This is a genomic window from Vibrio sp. 1180_3 (assembly GCF_029478545.1).
Lineage (GTDB): Bacteria > Pseudomonadota > Gammaproteobacteria > Enterobacterales > Vibrionaceae > Vibrio > Vibrio aestuarianus.
Window position 1 is genome coordinate 156,754 of sequence record NZ_SJFM01000001.1, and the last position, 23,220, is coordinate 179,973.

Here is a 23,220-nt window from a genome sequence, read left to right on the forward strand (position 1 = left end):
CAACACCATTTGAGCGATGATTGCGCTCCCTCTCAGTACAATCATTGCCTCTTAACTTCATTAAAACTCAAACAGATAAGTCGTTTGATGTTGATAGTGCTCCCCGCAATTGAGTAGCCCGTTATTTTTTCCCCACTCGGGGTGATTCGGCCCATCAGGGAAATATTGGGTCTCTAACGCTAAGCCGTCATAACGTTGGTATAACTTAGATGCCCCAGGCGTTTCTGCAAGAAAGTTACCCGAATAAAACTGTATCGCAGGCTTGGTAGTTTTAACTTTCATTACCACGTCTTTACTCGGAGAGATCAGAGTCACCACGGTTTCTTTGCCATCATTTTTACCGTCAGAAAAAATAAAAGCATGGTCATAGCCTCCGGCCATGTTCTGATCATCATCCGATAAAAAATCACGGCCAATAACTTTACTCTGGGTGAAATCAAAACTCGTACCAGCAACAGCACGTAACTCACCGGTTGGTATTAAATCGTCACTGGTTGGCAAATAGCGATCAGCATCCATATGCAAACAATGATCGATACTCTTCGCATCCGAGTTTTCCCCAGCCAAATTAAAATAAGCGTGGTTTGTTAGATTCACAGGAGTGATTTGATCAGCTTCTGCGTAATAATCAATGTGGAGTGCATTATCGTCAGTAAGCGTATAACACACTTTAATATCTAGATTCCCCGGGTAGCCTTGGTCACCATCAGCGGAATGCAATAAAAAAATCGCTCTGTTGTGTTGTTGAGACTCAATCACCCAACGGCGCTTATCAAAACCAATCAGCCCACCATGCAGTGAGTTAGAGCCGTTATTGACCCCCACTTGATAGGTATGATCGCCGATGGTGAACTGCCCTTTTGCGATACGGTTAGCATAGCGACCGACAATAGAACCAAAATACGCGCCCTGCTTCATGTGTTCGCACATATCCGGTGAACGCAGCAGTACCTCACGCGGTTTACCTTTCACAGGCAACACACAGCTAAGCCAAGTCGCGCCAATATCCATCAATGAAACACTCATACCATTAGCATTGGTCAAATGAACCAAGCGAGCTGGCATGCCATCAAACGATGGCGCACTCGCCATCGCTTCTTCTAGCTGTGAAAAATAGTCAGACATCACTTATAAAACCTCAACCAAGCCTGCACCTTCTTTCGCTTGGCAAACATAAATCGATTCTTTTAAGCCAGTCGCTGCTTGATATTTCTGCTCAACGGTTGTTTTGATTTCATCAACCAAGGCTGGTGGCACCAAGGCCACAATACAACCACCAAAACCGCCACCAGTCATACGCACGCCACCTTGCTCGCCGATCACGTCTTTGACCATATCAACCAGCGTATCAATCTCTTTAACCGTGATTTCAAAATCATCACGCATTGAAGCATGCGATTCAGCCATCAACTCGCCCATCCGTTTCATGTCATGAGTTCGCAGAGCTTGAGCCGCTTCAACCGTACGGTCATTTTCACTAATCACGTGACGAGCGCGTTTCGCGACCATTTCATCTAACTCAGACTCTTTCGCTTTAAACTGTTCAATAGTCACATCACGAAGTGCTGGAACACCAAAAATGCGCGCGGCTTCTTCACACTGCTCACGACGCGTGTTGTATTCACTGTCAACCAAACCACGTTTCTTGTTTGAGTTGATGATCACCACCGCCATATCTTCGGGCATAGAGACTGCCGTTGTTTCTAGGCTACGACAATCCAAAAGCATCGCGTGGTTTGCGCGACCTTCTGCAGAGATCATTTGGTCCATGATCCCGCAGTTACAGCCGACGAATTCGTTTTCGGCTTGCTGACCATTAAGCGCCACTTCAGCTTGGCTGATCTCTAGGTTATAAAGCACCTTGAATGTCTGACCAATAACCACTTCCAGTGCCGCAGAAGAACTTAAACCCGCACCTTGAGGAACGTTGCCCGTTACAGAGATATCTGCACCTGTAAATTCGAAGCCGCGACCTTTTAAGCACTTCACCACACCACGAATGTAATTAGCCCACATCTTGTCTTGTTGGAAGGTGATCTCTTGAGTTAGGTCGAACTCATCGACTGCATTACCGTAGTCCACCGATACTACACGTACAATGTTGTCGTCACGTTTAGCCGCTGCGACTACCGTTTGGTAGTTAATGGCACACGGTAGAACAAAACCATCGTTGTAGTCAGTGTGCTCACCGATCAGGTTCACACGGCCTGGAGCTTGGATAATATGGGTCGCTTGGTAACCAAGGACTTGCTCAAAAGATGCTTTCACATTTTGGATTAGGTCAGACATAGTAGTGTTCTCTCTTCGTACTTAATTATGGCGAGCCACTTCATTGAGCCTTATTGAAGTGACTCTAAATATTGTTCTTTATTGTTCTTTATAGTGAATATCACTCAGTTCACGCAGACGCTGCGCCGCTTGTTCCGCGGTAAGATCACGTTGACTTTCTGCTAGCATTTCATAACCGACCATGAACTTACGAACGGAGGCGCTACGTAACAGTGGCGGGTAGAACAGCGCATGCAACTGCCAGTGATCGATATCAGTGCCTTCTTCGAAAAATGGCGCATAGTGCCAGCCCATGGAATATGGGAATGAACATTGAAACAAGTTGTCGTAACGGCTGGTTAGCTTCTTAATCGCAACCGCTAAATCATCACGCTGCTCATCGGTGAGCTCACTCATACGGCGAATATGTGTTTTTGGTAGCAACATGGTTTCAAATGGCCACGCAGCCCAGTAAGGAACCACAGCAATCCAATGTTCAGTTTCAACCACCGTACGAGAGCCGTCTTTCATTTCAGCTGCAACGTAATCCACTAATAGATTAGAACCTTGTTGTTCAAAGTACTCTTTTAGCAATTTTTCTTTGCGTTCAATTTCATTGGGTAAAAAGCTATTTGCCCAAATTTGACCATGTGGATGTGGCTGAGAGCAGCCCATTGTCTCGCCTTTGTTTTCAAAAGCTTGAACCCACAGATAATCCTTACCCAGCTCTTCAATCTGTTCATTCCACGTATCAATCACACCGCGAATCTTGTTTACCGGTAACTCTGGCAGCGTTTTGCTGTGGTCCGGAGAGAAACAGATCACGCGGCTCAACCCACGTACACCTTGAGTCTTGAATAGAGGGTTATCAGACTCTGGAGCGTCAGGTGAATCAGGCATCAGCGCCGCGAAATCATTATTGAATACATAAGTACCGTCGTAATCTGGGTTTTCATCACCCGAGATACGCGTATTGGTTGGGCACAAGAAACACTCTTTCTCGTACACAGGAAGCTGCGCGGTCGATGGCTTTTCATCTTGGCCACTCCACGGACGTTTCGCACGGTGCGGCGATACTAAGATCCACTGATCCGTTAATGGGTTATAACGACGGTGTGGATGGTCTACTGGGTTAAATTCAACTTTTGACATGTTTAGATTGCTCTCAAATTTTGTGTCTTGGTCAATTCACCAAGATGAATAATTCTTCTACAAGTAGATTCCCTATCACGCTCGTCCCTCGCTGTAGGGAATGACGTTCAGAAATCGTAGTTTTAAAATTCGTCATTCCAGAATCGAGGTTCGAGATATCTGGAATCTCTCTTCATCTGTATTCCCCAAAGAAATTGGAGTTGCAGCTAGGCAGCAAGATTTCCAATATCCATGAGCATAGATCTTCTATGTGATTGGAATTGGTAAGCGCAGCTAACAACGCTGCGGCTTCAATTACGAAGGGGAATAGCCGTTCGGGTTATTCGACTGCCAATTCCACGTATCCGCCGTCATCTCCATCACGCTGCGAGTCGCTTTCCAACCTAACTCGCGCTCTGCTTTTTCTGTACTTGCCCAACATTCTGCAATATCACCAGCGCGGCGTGGGCAAAGTTCATAAGGTACGGGCTTACCTGATGCTTGTGCGAAGGCGTCAACCATCTCAAGCACACTCGACCCCTTGCCTGTACCTAGGTTGTAAATATGCAACCCCGCTTTCTCACCAACCGCTTTTAGTGCTGCAACGTGACCATCGGCTAAATCCATCACGTGGATGTAGTCACGAACACCAGTACCATCAATCGTTGGGTAATCGTTTCCAAATATAGAAAGCTTCTCTCTGCGGCCAACTGCAACCTGAGCAATAAACGGCATCAGGTTATTGGGAATACCTTGAGGATCTTCGCCCATTGTGCCTGATGGGTGTGCTCCGACTGGGTTGAAATAACGCAGTAAAGTCACGCTCCAATCCTTCTCCGCGTTGAACAGATCGCTTAAGCACTCTTCCACCATATATTTGCTGCGACCATACGGGTTGGTTGTTGCGCCAGTTGGTGAGTTCTCGGTAATGGGCACCACTTCTGGGTCACCGTAAACGGTAGCAGAAGAACTAAATACGATACTTTTCACACCCGCTTTCTTCATGCTTCGAGCTAACACCAATGAGCCATTGACGTTGTTATCGTAATATTCCAGTGGTTTAACAACCGATTCACCGACTGCTTTTAAGCCTGCGAAATGAATAACAGATTGGATATCGTTTTCTAAGAACACGCTATCTAGAAAAGATTGGTCACGAATATCGCCAAGATAAAAAGTTGGCCGCTTGCCAGTTAAGGATTCGATTCGTTCCAGCACTAGCTCTTTGCTATTGCAAAGGTTATCAACAATGATTGGCTCCATACCTGCCTGTATCATTTGAATGCATGTATGACTTCCGATGTAACCCATGCCGCCTGTAACCAGTACTTTCACAATCAACCTCTCTTTGTCGTCATTCGTGGGCTAACTCGAACTGATATTCAGCTCAGTAGCACCGTATATCAGAAATAGTAGCAGCCATTTTGACTATAATTCTGTGATCAAAACCACGAAGTGTAAACGTTTACACTAACTTTCATCATTGTAATTGAACATGGCATAGAGATAATCCAGGTTAAATTAAAGCTAATCTATTGAATTTTAATAAGATAATTATAGATGGTTAGATTTTGGACATCATAGAGGAGTTAAGCATTTATTTTACTAAAAGTTAATGCAATGACTTTCAGTTTGATTACAATAGGTCTGCAGAATAAAGAGGTACATTGCTTTTTTACTAAATACCAATTTCAAAGCAACGCAATGTTCCAATAACAGGAAGTGAATATGGCAACATTAAAAGATATCGCGACTGAAGCGAATGTATCATTGGCTACAGTTTCAAGGGTTCTCAATGAAGATCCTACATTAAACGTCAAGGAAGAGACTAAAAGGCGTATCTTTGAAATTGCAGAGAAGTTGGAATACAAAACCAGCAGCTCACGAAAAGCAGTTAGCAATAAAAAACAAAATCACCACTTCCTTGCCTTGTATAACTACAAACAAGAAGCTGAGGTTAACGACCCTTATTACCTATCGATTCGCCACGGGATTGAAACTCAGTGTGAAAAAATGGAAGTTAAGCTAACCAACTGTTATGAAAGTAAACTACACATCAACTCAAGCCCTATCACCGGTGTACTTCTGGTAGGCAGAATGACACCAGAGGTTATCGAGCAAGCCAAAAAGCTGAGCGATAATATCTGTTATGTCGATTTTACTGATCATTCAGAACCTTATGACTCTGTCGATATCGACTTGGCTTTGATCAGCAAAGAGATCACCAACTTCTTTATCAACCAAGGCTATGAGCGCATCGGCTTTATTGGTGGACAAGACGACGTCAACACCCCTGACATTCGTGAAGTCGCCTTTGCTGAATATGGCAGCCTCAAGAACGTTGTCAGTGAACAAGATATCTATCGTGGTGACTTCTCTAGCTCTTCAGGTTACAAGCTTGCAAAACAGATGCTCGCGACGGGCGACTACCCGAAAGCCATGTTTATTGCGTCAGATTCCATCGCAATTGGCGTTTTACGAGCGATTCATGAACACGGATTGCACATTCCTGAAGACATTGCGCTGATCAGTGTAAACGACATCCCAACCGCTAAGTTTACCTTCCCATCTTTATCAACAGTTCGTATCCACTCTGAACTGATGGGAATTCAAGGTGTTAACCTTCTGATAGAGAAAGCGCGCGACGGCCGTACCATCCCATTACGCGTCTATGTACCAAGCAAACTCAAGCTGCGAGACACAACAAAATAACTAAATATATCAAATAGATAAGCCAAGGCTACCTTTATTAAAGGTGGCCTTTTTTGTGCCCATCACATACATCAATGTACACACTCCCCCCCCTCTTTAACCTGCTTCATAAAACAGTCAATAGCATTCTTTTAAGTGGATCACACAGCACCACAAAAAAACCATAAAAAACGTGATGGAGTTAAAGTAAAACGTTTTCACTAATTTTATTTAGTAAAACTTTTACTAATAATTACCCCAGTCCAACATGATCGTATTCACTACGACCCAATTACGCATAAGAACGTCGGTCAGCAAATTGCATTTAGGCCGAGAGAGAGGCAACGTGAACAACTGGGAAAACTTCCTGAACTTACATGAGAACCGTATGGCACCGCGTGCATACTTCTTCTCATACGCATCAGAAAAGAATGCAAAAACGTTTCAGCGTGAACTTAGCAGCCACTTCCAACTATTGAGTGGCCAATGGAATTTCAGCTATTTCACCAATCCACTATTGGTTCCTGAAGAGTTCTACTCTCAAGAAATGAAAGACTGGGGCCACATTACGGTTCCAAACATGTGGCAAATGGAAGGCCACGGCGATCTTCAATACACAGATGAAGGTTTCCCATTCCCAATTGATGTACCTTTCGTACCATCAGACAACCCAACAGGCGCTTACCAACGCTCTTTCTTCCTTGGCGAAAGCTGGGACAAGAAGCAAACCATCATCAAATTTGATGGCGTTGAGACTTACTTCGAAGTTTACGTAAACGGTGAGTACGTAGGTTTCAGCAAAGGCAGCCGCCTAACCGCCGAGTTCGATATCTCTAGTCACGTAAAAGCAGGCAACAACCTACTTTCTATTCGTGTAATGCAGTGGGCCGATTCAACCTACATTGAAGACCAAGACATGTGGTGGACGGGCGGTATATTCCGTGACGTTTACCTTGTAGGTAAAGAACAACTGCACATTCAAGACGTTACAGTTCGCACTGACTTCGACGATGCTTACCAAAGCGCTACCCTATCGTGCAAAGTGGAACTAGAAAACTTAGCCGCAGCGACAAACGCAACCCTTGAGTACGCATTGCTTGATGGCAATCAAGTTATCTCGCAAGGCTCAGTAGATAACCTCACCGTCGACGGCAGTGCGAATACTCAATTCTCTATTGATGTGGTTAACCCGGTTCAATGGAACGCTGAAAACCCTTACCTGTACCAACTGCTACTGACGCTGAAAGACGCTGACGGTAAGGTGCTGGAAGTGATTCCACAACGCGTTGGTTTCCGTGACATTAAAGTTCGCGATGGTCTGTTCTACATCAATAACAAATACGTGATGCTGCACGGCGTGAACCGTCACGACAACGACCATTTAAAAGGTCGTGCTGTCGGCATGGATCGCGTAGAGAAAGACTTGATATTGATGAAACAGCACAACATCAACTCAGTACGCACTGCGCACTACCCGAACGACCCACGCTTCTACGAACTGTGTGACATCTACGGCCTATTCGTGATGGGCGAAACCGATGTCGAAACACACGGCTTTGCTAACGTTGGCGACCTAAGCCGCATCACTAACGATGCAGCATGGGAAGCGGTGTTTGTCGAACGTATCGAACGTCACATCCACGCTCAAAAGAACCACCCTTCAATCATCATGTGGTCACTGGGCAACGAGTCGGGTTACGGCTGCAACATCCGTGCTATGTACGATGCGGCAAAAGCAATTGATGACACGCGTCTGGTTCACTACGAAGAAGACCGTGATGCTGAAGTAGTCGACATCATTTCAACCATGTACTCACGTGCTCAACTGATGAATGCCTTCGGTGAATTCCCTCACGAAAAACCACGCATCATCTGTGAATACGCACACGCAATGGGTAACGGCCCAGGCGGGCTAACCGAATACCAAAACGTGTTCTACAAGCATGATGCGATTCAAGGCCACTATGTTTGGGAATGGTGTGACCACGGCATTCTAGCGCGTGATGAAGCGGGCACTGAATTCTACAAGTATGGGGGGGACTACGGTGACTACCCGAACAACTACAACTTCTGTATGGATGGTTTGATCTACTCAGACCAAACTCCAAGCCCAGGCTTGAAAGAGTACAAGCAAGTTATTGCCCCAGTGAAGATTCGCGATTTTGATGCACAAACGGGCACCTTCACCGTCGATAACAAATTTTGGTTCTCAAATATCGATGACTACACCATCACAGCGGAGATCCGTGCTGAGGGTGAAACCATTGTGGTACAACACATCAAGGTTGAAGATCTCGCTGAAAACTCTAGCCGCGAACTGACTTTAAACTTGCCAGAGCTTGATGAGCGAGAAGTGTTTGTGAACTTTACGGTTCGTAAGAATTCCCGGACTTCATACAGCGAAGCGAACCACGACATCGCTGTTTACCAATTCCAAGTGAAAGAGAACACAGCACAACTAGATGCGTTCACCAATAACAATGCAACAGTACTGAATGTTGAAGAGTCTCGTCTCGCTTACTTAATCAAAGGTCACAACTTTGTGCTGAACTTCTCGAAAGTGAACGGCAAGCTGACGTCATGGTTAGTCAATGGCGAAGAGATGATTAAGTCTGAACCACGAATCAACTTCTTCAAGCCAATGATCGATAACCACAAGCAAGAGCACGATGGTTACTGGCAACCTGCACACCTACAGATCATGCAGGAGCACTTCCGCACACTGGATGTTGAACAGGTTAACGGCAAGATTGAAATCACCACAACAAGCATCATTGCTCCGCCAGTCTTCGATTTCGGTATGCGTTGTGAATACCGTTACCAAATCAATACTGAAGGCCACCTGAACGTGGAACTGAGTGGCGAACGCTACGGTGAGTACCCGCACGTGATTCCAGTAATTGGTTTCGATATGGGCATCAATGGCGACTTCGACCAAGTTCAATACTATGGCCGCGGCCCAGAAGAAAACTACCAAGACAGCAAGCAAGCCAACATGATTGATGTATACCAATCAACGGTTGCAGATATGTTTGAGAACTACCCGTTCCCACAAAACAACGGCAACCGCCAACACGTTCGTTGGGCTGCGCTTTCAAGCCGTGCTGGCAATGGTATTGCGGTGAAACCACAACAAGAAATCAACTTCAGCGCGTGGTTCTACACCAACCAAAACTTGCATCAAGCACAACACACGATTGAGCTAGAGAAGAGCGGTTACATCACGCTAAATCTAGACCACCAAGTGATGGGATTAGGTTCAAACTCTTGGGGCAGTGAAGTGTTGGATTCTTACCGCGTGTACATGGATGAGTTCCGTTACGGCTTAACGCTAATTCCATTCCAAGCAGGCGATTGCGGCGCGCAACACCTAATCAATCACAACTTTGGTGACGAGTTCTTCACGGTGAATACGCCAAAAACTCAACCACAACAAAACGAGGCATAAGCGATGATCGTTTTAGACAACCTAGAGCAATTTAAAGTCGTTTACCGCGACGGTCGTAAATGGCAACGCTGTATAGAAGCGATTGAAAACATTGGCAACATCAAAGATGGCGTGATGTATTCCATTGGTGACTCACTGGCTTACATGATTGAAGACGGTGTGGCTCGAAACACAGAAAGCTTCACTGGTAACCGTCGTTACTTCGACGTGCATTACTACCTAGAAGGTCGTGAAACGGTTGAGTTCGCAGATAAGTCTCAGCTTGAACAGACCCAAGCTTACAGCGATGAAACCGACCGTGAACATCTCATGGGTAACGGCGAGACTTGCGAGTTAGTTGAAGGCCAAGTGGCGATCTTTGATAACAGCAAAGCCTACCGCTTTCACGGTGACAACCGAGTTCGCAAAGTGGTGCTGAAAGTGACTATCGAAGACGGTTACTTCCTCAATAAATAACCGACATTAAGTTACTGAAGCCAAACAGCCGAAAGTAGCAACAACAAGATCTATTCACAGTGTGACTGAGGCTTGCCGTTCAAGGCTCAGTCACACTGCAAACGCCTTTATGCTTCTTCCCTACAAGGAAGCATAGAGAAATGACGACTATAATTACGTGATTCCTTGGAGGACACTATGTCTGAATCTGTGCGCGGTAAGTTAGGCAAATTTGCCTTGCTTTCCATGACATTCGCAGCGGTATTTAACGTTCGCAACATCGTAAACAACAACATCGAATTGGGATTAAGTTCTGCTCCTATCTTTTTGCTTGCGACCCTTATTTACTTCATTCCGTTTGTGTTCATCATTGCAGAATTCGTATCAGCAAATAAAAATTCAGAGTCAGGCATGTACGACTGGCTTAAAAAGCCACTGGGTTCTAAAGCTGCATACTTGGGCTCATTTTTGTACTGGTTCGTAAACCTATTCTGGTTTGTATCTCTGCTACCTAATGTTATCGCTTATGCGTCTTACGCGATGCTTGGCTACGAATACGCCTTCTCTCCATTTGTCACATCAGTGATCTCGATTGTTCTGTTTGCAGCAGCAACACACATCTCAACCAAGGGGGCGAGCTGGCTAGGTAAGATCTCTGAAATAGTGGCTTACGGTGTATTCGCACTGTTCGCGATCTACGTTATTGGTGCACTAATGGCACTGGGCGGCAACCATGAACCAGTAGAACCAATCACACTTCAGGCAATGACACCGACCATTAACTGGGCAACACTAGGTATCATGTGCTGGATCTTCCAAGCAGCCGGGGGGGCAGAAACTGCAGCGGCATACCTAAACGATGTAAAAGGCGGTCACAAGTCTTTCATCAAAGTAATTATCGGTGCGGGCATCGCTATCGGTTCAATGTACGCCGTAGGTTCGCTACTGGTAAACGTGTTCGTTGCTCGTGAAGACTTAACTTACGCCGGTGGTATGGTTGAAATCTTTACTGGTATGGCGCAATTCTTCAATATCTCTGAATCTCTCGTTGGCCGTTTCGTTGGTATCGTACTGTTCGTTGCTATGTTTGGCTCGATGATGATGTGGACGGCAGCGCCTGTAAAAATCCACTTTTCTGAGATTCCTAAAGGCGTTTACGGTGAGAAAACGACAGAGCTTAACGAACACGGTGTTCCAGTTCGTGCAGCATGGTGGCAGTTTGCGTTCGTATTCGTGATGCTTGTAGTTAACGGCTTCGGCTCTGAATCAGTACAAGACATGATGAACACTGCAATCAACCTGACAGCAGGTACTGCAATGTTACCGCCTATCTTCATCATGGTGGCGTACTTTGTATTCCGCTTGAAGCATGACGATACACCGCGTGATTTCCGCATGGGTACTCGAGTTCAAGGTATGGCTGTTGTATCTGTACTTATTGGTATCTTCGTTGTGAGCATGACTGCATCGGCATTCCCAACAGGTGTTGACCTAGTTCAAGCCTTCTTTATCAACGTATTCATGACAGCGGTATTCTCTGGTATTGCTTGGTGGTGGATCTCCCGTTTTGAAAAAAAGCAGGCAGGTAAAGACGCAAAGCTAGAAACGGCTAAGCAATCGTAACACTCCGTATTAGCTCAAATCCCAAAGCGCCTATGAGGGCGCTTTTTTGTTTTAAATCAAACAATTAAATATGAAATAGAGAAATAAAAACGTTGTTCCGTCAAGGTTTCACTTCACGAAAAACACCAATTAATAGGTAATAAAACTCGAATAAAAATAAAGGTAAAACATTAACTAAATTTATTTACCCAAGGTCACATATTTGATCAATTTAGATTAACTTCCCGCCGCTTAATCTTTAATCTTCTTGCTGAAGAGACAAACTGACTAATATAAAAAAGCGACACAAAGCCCCTACAAGCCTTATAAATAGTCGTTCATGAAACAAGCAACCTCTTCAACGAACGTCTTAATCTTTAACTCTTTGTTTTGGTAATAACTTTACTGAAACACCAGAGAAGGAAAGTAAAAAGAAGTCCGACCGTAAATCTATCAAAACAACAATGAACCCCCTGACAAAACAAAGCGGGTGTTTGCCAAACCAACATAACAATAAAAGTGCGGCCTAGAGCTTCCCTCTCTAGGACCAAATTATAACGATCATCAACGTGATTCACCGGAGAACATCATGTCCGAAAATAAACGCAGTACGATAGGCAAATTTGCCCTACTGTCTATGACCTTCGCGGCGGTATACAGCTTCAATAATATCATTAATAACAACATCGAGATCGGCCTTTCCTCGGCACCGATGTTCTTTCTAGCAACCATCTTTTACTTTGTGCCATTTTGTTTGATCGTTGCTGAGTTTGTGTCATTGAATAAAGACTCTGAGGCGGGCGTTTACTCTTGGGTTAAAAGTTCATTGGGTGGTCGTTGGGCGTTTATTTCAGCTTACACCTACTGGTTTGTTAACCTGTTCTTCTTCACTTCTCTATTACCTCGCATCATCGCCTACGCGTCGTATGCATTCTTAGGTTTTGAGTATATATTTACGCCGATAACCACGGCGATCTTAAGCACGATTTTATTTGCAGTTGCTACGCATATTTCAAACAATGGCGCGAAACTACTAGGCCCAATCACTTCACTAACATCGTCGTTAATGTTGTTACTGACTCTCTCTTACATCTTGCTTTCTGGCGGTGCATTAATCGGTGGTATTGAACCTGCAGACCCAATCACCATCGAAGCAATGACACCAAGCTTCAACTGGGCATTCCTTGGCGTAATCACTTGGATCTTCATGGCGGCAGGCGGTGCAGAATCGGTGGCGGTTTACGTTAACGACATCAAAGGAGGTCACAAGTCTTTTGTTAAAGTAATCATCATCGCGGGTATCTTTATTGGCGCGCTTTACTCTGTTGGTTCAGTACTAGCAAACGTATTTGTATCTCGTGAAGAACTTAAATTTACCGGTGGCTCAGTACAGGTCTTCGAAGGTTTAGCACGACACTTTGGCTTGTCTGAAATTTTGATGAATCGCTTTGTAGGCGTGGTTTCATTCACGGCGATGCTAGGCTCTTTACTGATGTGGACGGCGACTCCGGTTAAGATATTCTTCTCTGAAATCCCTAAAGGTATCTTCGGTGAAAAAACCGTTGCACTTAACAAGCAAGGTGTACCTGAACGTGCAGCATGGATTCAGTTCTTAATTGTGATTCCACTGATGTTCATCCCAACGTTGGCGTCAGACACCGTTCAAGACTTGATGAGCACCATCATCAACATGACAGCAGCAGCTTCTATGCTACCGCCACTGTTCATCATGATCGCTTACCTTCACTTGCGCGTGAAACTCGACCATCTTCCACGTGATTTCCGCATGGGCTCCCGTACGGTCGGTATTACAGCAGTGTCGATTCTTATCGGTATCTTTACGGTTGGCTTCTTTGCATCGACCTTCCCAACAGGTGCAGACATCATGACAATCATCTTCTACAACATGGGCGGGATTATTATCTTCCTTGGCTACGCGTGGTGGAAGTACGGCAAATATGAAAAAAGCTTATCTCCAGAAGAGAAAAAACTAGAAGCAAAACCTGAACCGGCGAACGCTTAGTTTAACCCTGCACTCTGATTGAATATTTAAGGCACTCCCATTTAGTGAGTGCCTTTTTATTTGTCGGTACACTTCCACTCAATAGCTCCATTTCATCAAAGCCATTCAAGCAAGAAGATATTCGAGTCAACAATCGAACCGCCTATAAAATGACTCACCTCTCGAATAGCTACCCCACCCAGTCATACCTCTACACATTCAACTTAAAGTCAAAACAAAAATAAGGTAAATATTTACTAAAAATAGATCACACTTTTAAACTAAATTAATTTTAAACATCAAAATTATCATTAATATCGGTTTTGCGATCGTAAGTAACCTGACCAATACGCCTGAAGAGCACCCCATATTAGAAGTCAGAACTGCTTGCGAACCTTCATTCATAGCCCCGACACAGAAGTGATTAAAATGAAAAGTAGTTTTACTAAAACCACTCTTATTACAAGCTGTATTCTTGCTGCCTTAAGCACCACTACTCACGCGGAAGAGTCCGCAGCAAACCACAGTGATACTCAGCCGCCTAAAACAGAAACTGAAACCCTATTTAACTTTTATGGTGAACTTGGCCTTGGTGGTCATGTTGCACTAGAAGGTGATGACAAAGGTCGTTATGCCGATGGAACTTACATAGAAGCAGGTTTAGCCATCGACAATGGTAACTGGTTTGGTCTTGCTTACCTAGAAGGGTGGACAGTACAAGTCGACAATGAAGGGAATCCATGGGCTACAGGCCATAGTTGGGGTGGCTTTGAAGGTGGTTTTAACCGCTTTTACGCGGGCTACCGCACCGATGGTAAAACTGAATTCATCGTAGGTCGTATGGACTCCTCATTGGATGATGTTCAATGGTGGGGAGATGCAACAGTTGAGTATGGCTATACGATCTCAAACACCCGTGATGTAAACGTAGGTATAAAAATTCAAAACCTAGAAGGCAAGCTTCGCTACAGCGTTTCTTTCGCACCAGAATCTGACTTCTCTGAAGATGATGCTCTGATTCACTTCGGTAAATACGACAGATTCGCAGACCAATGGAAAGATAAGAACGCCATGGTCAATGGCTATCTTCAATACGACCTTACTGACGGCTTAACCCTAATGGGCGGCGGTGAAGTTCGTAATAACGATGGCGGTGAACTTCTATTATTGGGGGTGGAATACAAAAATGTGGCAGCCCGCGTATGGCACGACACAGACAAAGGCAACCAAGAATCGTTCGGTAGTGAATCAGGCTTTCAAACCAGTGCTTGGTACGAAGCCGCTCAGGGCGTTTACCTATCAGCCGCTTACAACTACGCAAACTTTGATGGCGACAATGGCGACAAAGAGATCACCTCTTACATCAATGCCGGTGTTTGGTACGAATACGGAAACGGCGCGTTTGCGACTGCTTTCGATAGCCGCTTTGGCGTCGGCAGCGACACTGAAATTGGCGACGCGCAAGTGTTCGCAATGCAATACTTCTACTGGTAATAACAGGAACTCACTATGAAACTGAACAAATCATTCGCAGCTATCGCTATTGGTGCAGCACTTGTTGTTACTGGTTGCGCGTCAAATACAGGCTCTGAAGAGCTTCAAGCAAACCAATTTAAGAACGTTATCGACCGTACTGGCTCACCTGAATACATGCGTGACTACGACTTCGATGACCATCAACGCTTCAACCCGTTCTTCGACCTAGGAGCATGGCACGGTCACTTGTTACCAGACACAGCAGAGGGCATGGGGGGCTTCCCAGGGACTGCACTGCTTACCGAAGAGTACATCAACTTCATGGCTGATAACTTTGACCGCCTAAGCGTGTTCAAAGATGGCAAAAAAGTCGCGTTCACCATGGAAGCTTACAGCTTACCGGGCGCATTGGTTCAGATACTCAAATCAGATGACGTAACGGTCGAGTTGACGATGCGTTTTGCTTCTAACCGTACCTCTCTGCTAGAGACTAAAGTCACCACAGACTCTCCTGTTGAGTTAGTGTGGGATGGAGAACTGCTTGAAAAAACACACGCGAAAGAAGGCGTAGCGCAAACCGATAAAACCATTGCAGAGACTTACCCTGAGTACGACCGTCAAATCATTGCAACAGATGATGGCCTAAAGGTAACGTTCGGTAAAGTACGTTCAACGTGGGATCTACTGACCTCAGGTGAGTCTGAGTACCAAGTTCATAAATCGATTCCAACCCAAACCAAGGTGGATGGCCTAGCGTTTACTTCAACCGCAAGCATTGAACAATCAACGACCATCTACACCACATACTCGCATGTGCTAACCGCAAAAGAAGCGCAAGCGGAACAACCTAAAATCAAAAAGATCATGGCAAACCCTACCGACTTCTTAGCCGCATCTGAAGCACGTTGGGAAGGTTACCTAGAGATGGGTCTGACCAACCCGAATGCAACGCCAGAACAAGAGCGTGTTGCGGTTAAAGCGATGGAAACCCTAAACGGTAACTGGCGTGGCGCAGCAGGTGCAATGAAGTTTGATTCTGTGACCCCATCAGTAACGGCGCGTTGGTTTTCAGGCAACCAAACTTGGCCGTGGGACACATGGAAGCAAGCTTACGCAATGGCTCACTTCAACCCAGACGTAGCAAAAGACAACATCCGCGCGATGTTCGCTTACCAAATCCAAGCAGACGATGCGGTTCGTCCTTGGGATGAAGGTTACGTACCAGATCTACTCGCTTACAACCTAAGCCCTGAACGTGGCGGTGACGGTGGCAACTGGAACGAGCGTAACACTAAGCCTAGCCTTGCTGCTTGGGCGGTAATGGAAGTCTACAAGACCACCAGCAATAAAGCTTGGTTGGAAGAAATGTATCCAAAGCTAGTCGCGTACCATGATTGGTGGCTACGTAACCGTGATCACAACGGCAACGGTGTACCTGAATATGGTGCAGCGCGCGACAAAGCACACAACACACCTGAAGGCGAAATGTACTTCACCGTAGTTCGTGGCGATAAACACGAGACCATCATTGGCCAAAAAGCACTAAATGAAGTGATGGCTAAAGGTGATTACGATCGCATCGAAAGCCCAGCTCAAACAGCCGCTTCTTGGGAGTCTGGTCGTGACGATGCCGCAGCATTTGGTTTCATCGATAAAGATCAGCTAGACGCATACGTTGCTAACGGCGGCAAGCGCAGCGATTGGGACGTTGAGTTCGCTCAAAACCGCGCTGAAGACGGCACATTGCTAGGCTATTCACTACTGCAAGAGTCTGTTGACCAAGCCAGCTACATGTACAGCGATAACAAGTACCTAGCAGAAATGGCTGACATTCTAGGTAAAAAGGCTGAAGCGAAAGAGTTCCGCGAAAAAGCGGAGCACCTATCGAACTACATCAACACTTGTATGTTCGACGAAGGCACTAACTTCTTTTACGACATTCGCATCGAAGACAAACCACTCGCCAATGGCTGTGCAGGTAAACCGATTGTAGAACGTGGCAAAGGCCCTGAAGGTTGGTCACCACTATTCAACGGCGTGGCAACTCAAGAGCACGCTGATGCGGTTGTCTCTGTGATGAAAGATACATCTGAGTTCAACACCTACGTTCCACTGGGCACAGCGGCGCTTTCTAGCCCAGCATTCGGCCCAGATATTTACTGGCGTGGACGCGTATGGGTAGACCAATTCTACTTCGGCCTAAAAGGTATGGACAGCTACGGTTACCGTGACGATGCGATTGAAATGGCAAGCGCGTTCTTTGACCACGCCGATGGTTTAGTACAAGACGGCCCTATCCGTGAGAACTACAACCCACTAAACGGTAAACAGCAAGGTGCACCAAACTTCTCTTGGAGTGCGGCTCACTTGTACATGCTTTACAACGATTTCTTTACTGACACTCACTAATTATTCTCGACTAAAGCGCCTATAAATGGCGCTTTTTTTTTAAAAAAAAGAAGAAGCATCATCATACAAATCATAGCCTGAAATCATGGATACTGCTTTATTGACTTTGAACAGAAGATACATAAATCGAAGCTTAGGGGTAAGTACATCGTATCGCCGTTTCAAAGCGAATTCCTTTCCGTTAATTAACACAATAGGATAAATTCTGTGCAATCCTTCGCCACCAAAAAATTTGTGGTCATTCCTGACCATATTTGATTTCTCTTTTGAGCTATAACCCATGACAAAAAGCAGTATCGATCTTAATACTCGAATGAATATCGTCACCTTAACTTGGCCAATTTTCATCGAAATTTTATTGCGCACCGCAATTAACACTAGCGATGTCTTTATGCTTAGTAGCTATTCAGACAAGGCTGTCTCTGCGGTTGGGGTAATTACTCAAATCAATTTCTTTCTTTTGATTGTATCGATGATGGTTAGCAGCGGCACGGGCATTCTGATTGGTCAGTACAATGGCTCTGGCCGCCAAAGTGAATCGGCACATGTTAATATCGCAAGCTTATTATTGGGGCTGGCTATTGGCAGTGCTTTGAGTTTAGCTTCATTTTTAAGTGCTAATGCGGTGATGAACGCCTATGGACTCGAAGCACAAGTAGCCCAATACGGGTATGAGTATCTCATCATCAGTGGCAGCTTTACGGTAAACGTTACCATTGGCATCGTGTTTGCGACAATCTTACGCAGTAATGGCTACTCTAAAGCTCCGATGTTTATTAACTTATTTGCGGGCTTGCTCAACGTCATTGGTAACTATATTGCTATTTTCCAACCGTTTGGCTTACCAGTTTATGGGGTGGAAGGGGTAGCCATTTCAACGGTATTTAGCCAAATAGTCAGCACCATATTGCTGTACTTCACTGCAAAGCACTATCACATTGCTTTGCCATTTTCAGAATGGAACATCATCCCGAAAAAACTTTACCAGAAGATCATTAAAATCGGCATGATGAATGCTGGCGAGATCCTCTCTTACAATATGATGCAACTGACGGTGATTTTCTTCGTGGTGAAAATGGGCACGGCTTCACTGGCAGCATTTACCTATGCACAAAATATTGCCCGCATTGCGTTTGCATTTTCAGTAGCACTAGGGCAAGCAGGGCAAATTCAAACTAGCTATTATATCGGTAAAGGTTGGGTGGATGAAATTCTGACTAAAGTGCAGAAGTACTTCGTGGTCGGTTTTCTGGTTTCAACGGCGTTAACCGTCTCTATTTACCTGTTGCGTTTTGATATTATTGCCCTTTTCACTTCCGATCCAGAAATCACACTGTTAGTTGCCATGTTGATTACAGGGTCGATTGTGATGGAAGCAGGACGAGCATTTAACCTGATTTTTATCGCAGCCTTAAAAGGTGCTGGTGACATTCGTTTTCCGGTACAAATGGGCATATTGAGCATGTGGATCTTTGGTGCTGGTTTGACCTATTTATTCGGTTTGCATTGGGGATGGGGCGTGGTGGGAGCGTGGGTCGCGATTTCCGTAGACGAATGGTTTCGTGGCGTTATCATGTGCAAACGTTGGCGATCTAAAGCATGGACCAAGTTTAAGCTCAGTTAATCATCCTTCTTTTAAAGTGGTTTGATTTACAATTGCTTAATCAATAAATTTGAATCTGTAAAATCGAGCCTTTAAAGTAGTTCTATACCAAACTTTGAGTACTTTCACCCATGTTCACGATTTTCAAAACCTTCTTTTGGCTTGGATGGATTAGCTTTGGTGGCCCTGCGGCGCATATTGGCTATTTTCGTAACACGTTCGTCGACAAGCTAAAGTGGCTCGAAGATAAAGAGTACGCCCAGCTCGTTGCTTTAAGTCAGTTCCTGCCGGGACCTGGCTCAAGCCAAGTTGGTTTTGCGGTCGGCTATCAACGTGGCGGCTTACTCGGAGCATGTTCGGCCTTTATTGGCTTTACTCTGCCTTCAGTGATCATCATGGTGTTGTTGGCGATGGTCAGTAGCCAATTGACTGAAATGCCGCTGTTCCAGCATATTGTTCACGGCCTAAAACTGCTTGCCGTAGTGGTAGTCGCTGATGCGACTTGGGGAATGTACAAAAATTTCTGTAGCCATCGCATTGCCGTTGCTTTGTGCGTTGCAACAGCGGTGATGTTGCTGATTGCGCCCAGTATTAGTACTCAAATCGGTGTGTTGATTGTCGCAGCTCTCATTGGCGCAAGATGGCTACCGAGCCAGGATTTACTCCCGACAAAATCATTCTCCCCTTCAGTGTTACCATTAATTCTATTTGTCGGTTTACTGTTCGGCTTGCCTCTAGTCGCTCATTTTATGCCTGAACTCGCGCTGTTTAACCATTTCTATCAAGCGGGTAGTTTAGTCTTTGGCGGTGGTCATGTCGTACTTCCTTTGTTACAAAACTTAGTCGGCGACCAACTCTCTTCAGATGTATTTTTAACCGGTTATGCTGCGGCGCAAGCTGTACCAGGGCCAATGTTCACTTTCGCCACTTATATTGGCTACGAACTTTTACCACACTCGCCTATTCTTGGAGCGATACTCGCCACCCTAGCGGTTTTTCTGCCGGGGTTTCTGTTGCTCTTAGGTGTGTTAAAAAACTGGCAAGCATTGGCGAATCAACCCAAAATCGCTGGCGCAATCAATGGAGTGAACGCTGCCGTAGTCGGGTTATTGGCAGCAGCCCTTTATCAACCTGTATTTAGCAGTGCCGTGTCAGCTAGCGTAGATATGGCACTTATTCTGATCGGTTTTTATTTGCTAAGACAGCTTAAATTGCCGATTATTTGGATGGTCATCTTTTTTATGTTGGGTGGCATCGCTGTTGAGCTAATCTAGATCAATCAAAGGGAAATTATTTGAGTAATTTCCCACAAACCTCGCTTCTCTATCCTAAACTTATTCATTAGGCATAAAAATTTTCAGCCCCATAAGCTGGCGAATAAAGGGTAGAGGAACGAGCAATGGACACGCACAGCAAAAATGGTGATCATTCATTTTTTCAACATGTCGGTACACTCAATAAGCAACTGTCCGACCTTCATGACCGATTGCGTGTCAGTGTCCCTCATATTGATCGTATTTCTTTTGCATTGTACGACCCAGACTCCGAGCATCTTAAAACTTACGCAGACAGCACATACAACGCTTATGAGCTACAGCATTATGAATTTCCCCTTGCTGATTTACCGGCCTTAAAAGAGTGCTCAACAACCGAAAAAATTCGTAGCATTGGCAATATACCGAGTCAACTAAAGCCAAATCACCCTCACACAAAGTGGTTGATTAAACAAGGTTTTATCTCCTCAATGGCGATACCAACTTATCACGATGGTTGTTTTATCGGTTTCATCTTCCTCAATTCTAAACAAGCACAATATTTTAGTGAATCTCTCCAAGAAACATTAGAGCCCTTTATTGACATGGTGCGCTTTGCTGTCTGCTCTGAGTATCATTTAATCCATACGATTTTAGAAACGGCGCGTCATACCCAGCAGCGCTCACCTAAGCACTTACAAGAAAGCCTAGAACATCAAGTAAGGATCAGCAGCTATGCCAAAGTGATTGCTACTGAGGTTGCCGATATTTATCAGCTAGATGATGAGATGATTGACAACATTACGCAGTTTTCTCGATATCACGATATAGGAAAACTCTCGTTACCACTTTCGATGTTATTGAAAACGGAAACCTTTGGGGCCAACGAACGCCAACAACTCTATGGCCACATCGAAAAAGGGATTGATATCATTAACCATATTATTGATGACGTGGGTTCACCTCATCACCCTTGCGTATCAGTACTGAAAGAGATTGTCGCTTATCACCATGAATTTTTAGATGGTAGTGGCTACCCCTACGGTTTAAGTAAAGATGATATTCCGGTTTCAGCTCGTATCATCGCTGTAGCCAATGTATTTGACGCGCTCACCAGTCATCGACCGTATAAACAAGCATGGTCTGTACCGTTTGCACTGTTAGAGCTAGAAAAGATGGTTGTCGATGGAAAACTGGATAGGCATTGTGTTAATGCGCTGCGCTACCATCAAGACTATCTTAAACAAGTCATAGCCGCCCACCCTGAAATGGACCCCAAAGATAGGATAAATTAATAGTGCCTGAATAAATAATGAAATATACCCAAACAGCTTGAAGTTACAGGTAGGCGGCAAGTGAGTTCATCCCCATGAGCATAGATAAACTATGTGATTGGGGTGAGCGAATGTAGCCAACACCGCTGCGACTTCAAGTAGGAAGGGGATAATAAATGGATCATGAAATTTGAATATTGAAAAGCAATTATCAAAATCCCTCTATATTTACGTGTTATTAGGTCTATTTCTTTTCAGCTTCAATATTTTCATGCCAAGAAATAACCTAGTGCTGCTGTATGACTCCAAACGATATTTTGTCTGTTCAATCGTTATCTTCAGCTCTCTATTACTCATATTTAGCGCAGCTGTGCGAGCAAATGTGATAGCAACACTCTCAAGCATTCCGAAAAACATTCAATTATTAATCAGTGCCATTTTTCTTTTTGCCAGTATATCTAACATTGTTAGTGACTATTTTTGGCTTGCTCATCTTGATTTCTTCTTTACTTTAACGCTGCTGCTTACCGCCCCCATACTAATGATTTATATCTCTGACCATAAAAGTCAATTACTGGTCTCATTAGTATGGATAAGCTTATTATTGATGCTTTCTATTGCACTTATGATCTGGTTACAGGTCTACTTCACATACCCACTTAGCGTACATTCCGTATTTGGTTTTGCGAACATTCGCTTTCTTAATCGCCTGCATATTTGGTTAATTATTCCGGCGCTGTATCTTTACCTGATTGCACGTACGCCCAAAGCTCGAACTCTACTCAAAATTGTCTTATCGATTGATGCGGCATTATTGATCATTACCGATGTGAGAGGGGCGGCAATTGCATTAACTGGCGGTATTGTCTTGTTAATATGGTTAGAACCGAAAAAACGCCAACAGATATTAACTATCGTAATGCAAGCTATCTTGATCGGCTATGCAATCAAACTACTCTTTTTGTACCCTATTCCCTCCATGTTATTTTCAGACCAAGCATTTGAGCTTGGTTCAATTCGGACTTCTTCTTCAGGAAGGTGGGATATTTGGCAAGAAGTATTGAGACTATCAAGCTTTTGGGGATTGGGGGGCGACGGCTATATTTGTAAATCTACAGGGTATTACGGGCCACACAATTCAGTTTTACTGCTGCTCGTCAATTGGGGCCTCATTCCTAGCCTTGGCTTTATCGGTATATCAATCTATCTACTGCTGAGTGTGATTAAAACGAAAAAACGCTTTCAAAGAATGATGGGTATCAACCTTCTTGTCGGCATAGCTTATAGTTTGGTTTCATCAGTCTTAGATAATGCTCTCAGTCAGTTAATGGCCATCATCGCATTAGCTCTGTTTTGGTGTTCATACAAAAAAATGGGCAAGACTTCATGCTGCAAGTGGCGTACTGTTCCGCATCAAATCATCATATTGATCTGTATTTGTAGCGTCTATTTTGTCGCAGAACAGATGTATACCCGCTGGGATAGGTATGAGATTCTGACTGTGAATGAGCAATTAAAGCCCAAATTTTGGTTAGGCTTAAATTGCCCTCAAAGCCTTCAGCCGCCTTTTATAAATGCCTATCATGACTAGGATTACTTAGCGGCCATAAAGCATTAACAACGACCAC

General features: G+C 44.6%; 15 protein-coding genes. 11 read left to right on the plus strand and 4 right to left on the minus strand.

Features of this window, described 5'->3' with window-relative positions; translation table 11 throughout:
• Positions 1–60: 60 nt before the first annotated feature.
• The 4 genes from galM to galE form a co-directional block, all read right to left on the minus strand.
• A complete protein-coding gene (galM, locus tag EYW48_RS00740) occupies positions 61–1,125 on the minus strand; it encodes a galactose-1-epimerase (RefSeq protein WP_176246659.1) in 1,065 nt (354 codons plus the stop codon).
• A 3-nt stretch (positions 1,126–1,128) separates the two neighbouring features.
• Entirely contained in the window at positions 1,129–2,289 is a 1,161-nt protein-coding gene (gene galK / locus EYW48_RS00745; protein WP_171979486.1) for a galactokinase, read from the minus strand.
• 78 nt (positions 2,290–2,367) lie between these two features.
• A complete protein-coding gene (locus EYW48_RS00750) occupies positions 2,368–3,420 on the minus strand; it encodes a UDP-glucose--hexose-1-phosphate uridylyltransferase (protein WP_277431755.1) in 1,053 nt (350 codons plus the stop codon).
• A gap of 294 nt (positions 3,421–3,714) precedes the next feature.
• Complete coding sequence (galE, locus tag EYW48_RS00755; RefSeq protein ID WP_176312807.1) at positions 3,715–4,734, minus strand: UDP-glucose 4-epimerase GalE; 1,020 nt, start codon at positions 4,732–4,734, stop codon at positions 3,715–3,717.
• Between the two features lie 393 nt (positions 4,735–5,127).
• On the opposite strand from galE, the gene ebgR reads away from it, so the two are divergent.
• The 11 genes from ebgR (at position 5,128) to EYW48_RS00810 (ending at position 23,183) form a co-directional block, all read left to right on the plus strand.
• Positions 5,128–6,111, plus strand: coding sequence for a transcriptional regulator EbgR (gene ebgR / locus EYW48_RS00760; protein WP_168786561.1), 984 nt, complete (start codon positions 5,128–5,130; stop codon positions 6,109–6,111).
• 325 nt (positions 6,112–6,436) lie between these two features.
• Positions 6,437–9,538, plus strand: coding sequence for a beta-galactosidase subunit alpha (gene ebgA / locus EYW48_RS00765; RefSeq protein ID WP_277431756.1), 3,102 nt, complete (start codon positions 6,437–6,439; stop codon positions 9,536–9,538).
• A gap of 3 nt (positions 9,539–9,541) precedes the next feature.
• A complete protein-coding gene (locus EYW48_RS00770) occupies positions 9,542–9,994 on the plus strand; it encodes a beta-galactosidase subunit beta (protein WP_277431757.1) in 453 nt (150 codons plus the stop codon).
• Between the two features lie 177 nt (positions 9,995–10,171).
• Positions 10,172–11,596 carry an amino acid permease gene (locus EYW48_RS00775; RefSeq protein WP_172532000.1) on the plus strand — a complete coding sequence of 475 codons (1,425 nt, stop codon included), beginning with the start codon at positions 10,172–10,174 and terminating at the stop codon, positions 11,594–11,596.
• Positions 11,597–12,164: 568 nt separating this feature from the next.
• Positions 12,165–13,598 (plus strand): amino acid permease, encoded by a 1,434-nt coding sequence (locus tag EYW48_RS00780; protein WP_277431758.1) that lies wholly within the window; start codon positions 12,165–12,167, stop codon positions 13,596–13,598.
• Between the two features lie 408 nt (positions 13,599–14,006).
• Positions 14,007–15,071, plus strand: a complete 1,065-nt coding sequence (gene ygjJ / locus EYW48_RS00785; protein ID WP_176312805.1) for a protein YgjJ — start codon at positions 14,007–14,009, stop codon at positions 15,069–15,071.
• 15 nt (positions 15,072–15,086) lie between these two features.
• The gene (ygjK, locus tag EYW48_RS00790) at positions 15,087–17,462 is read left to right on the plus strand and encodes an alpha-glucosidase (protein ID WP_277431759.1); all 2,376 of its coding nucleotides are present in this window, start codon (positions 15,087–15,089) and stop codon (positions 17,460–17,462) included.
• 313 nt (positions 17,463–17,775) lie between these two features.
• On the plus strand, positions 17,776–19,086 hold the full coding sequence (locus EYW48_RS00795; protein ID WP_080996370.1) for an MATE family efflux transporter: 1,311 nt from the start codon (positions 17,776–17,778) through the stop codon (positions 19,084–19,086).
• 110 nt (positions 19,087–19,196) lie between these two features.
• Entirely contained in the window at positions 19,197–20,339 is a 1,143-nt protein-coding gene (chrA, locus tag EYW48_RS00800; RefSeq protein ID WP_176246662.1) for a chromate efflux transporter, read from the plus strand.
• A 125-nt stretch (positions 20,340–20,464) separates the two neighbouring features.
• Positions 20,465–21,613 (plus strand): HD domain-containing phosphohydrolase, encoded by a 1,149-nt coding sequence (locus EYW48_RS00805; RefSeq protein WP_176312461.1) that lies wholly within the window; start codon positions 20,465–20,467, stop codon positions 21,611–21,613.
• A gap of 169 nt (positions 21,614–21,782) precedes the next feature.
• Complete coding sequence (locus EYW48_RS00810) at positions 21,783–23,183, plus strand: O-antigen ligase family protein (RefSeq protein WP_277431760.1); 1,401 nt, start codon at positions 21,783–21,785, stop codon at positions 23,181–23,183.
• Positions 23,184–23,220: the final 37 nt, after the last annotated feature.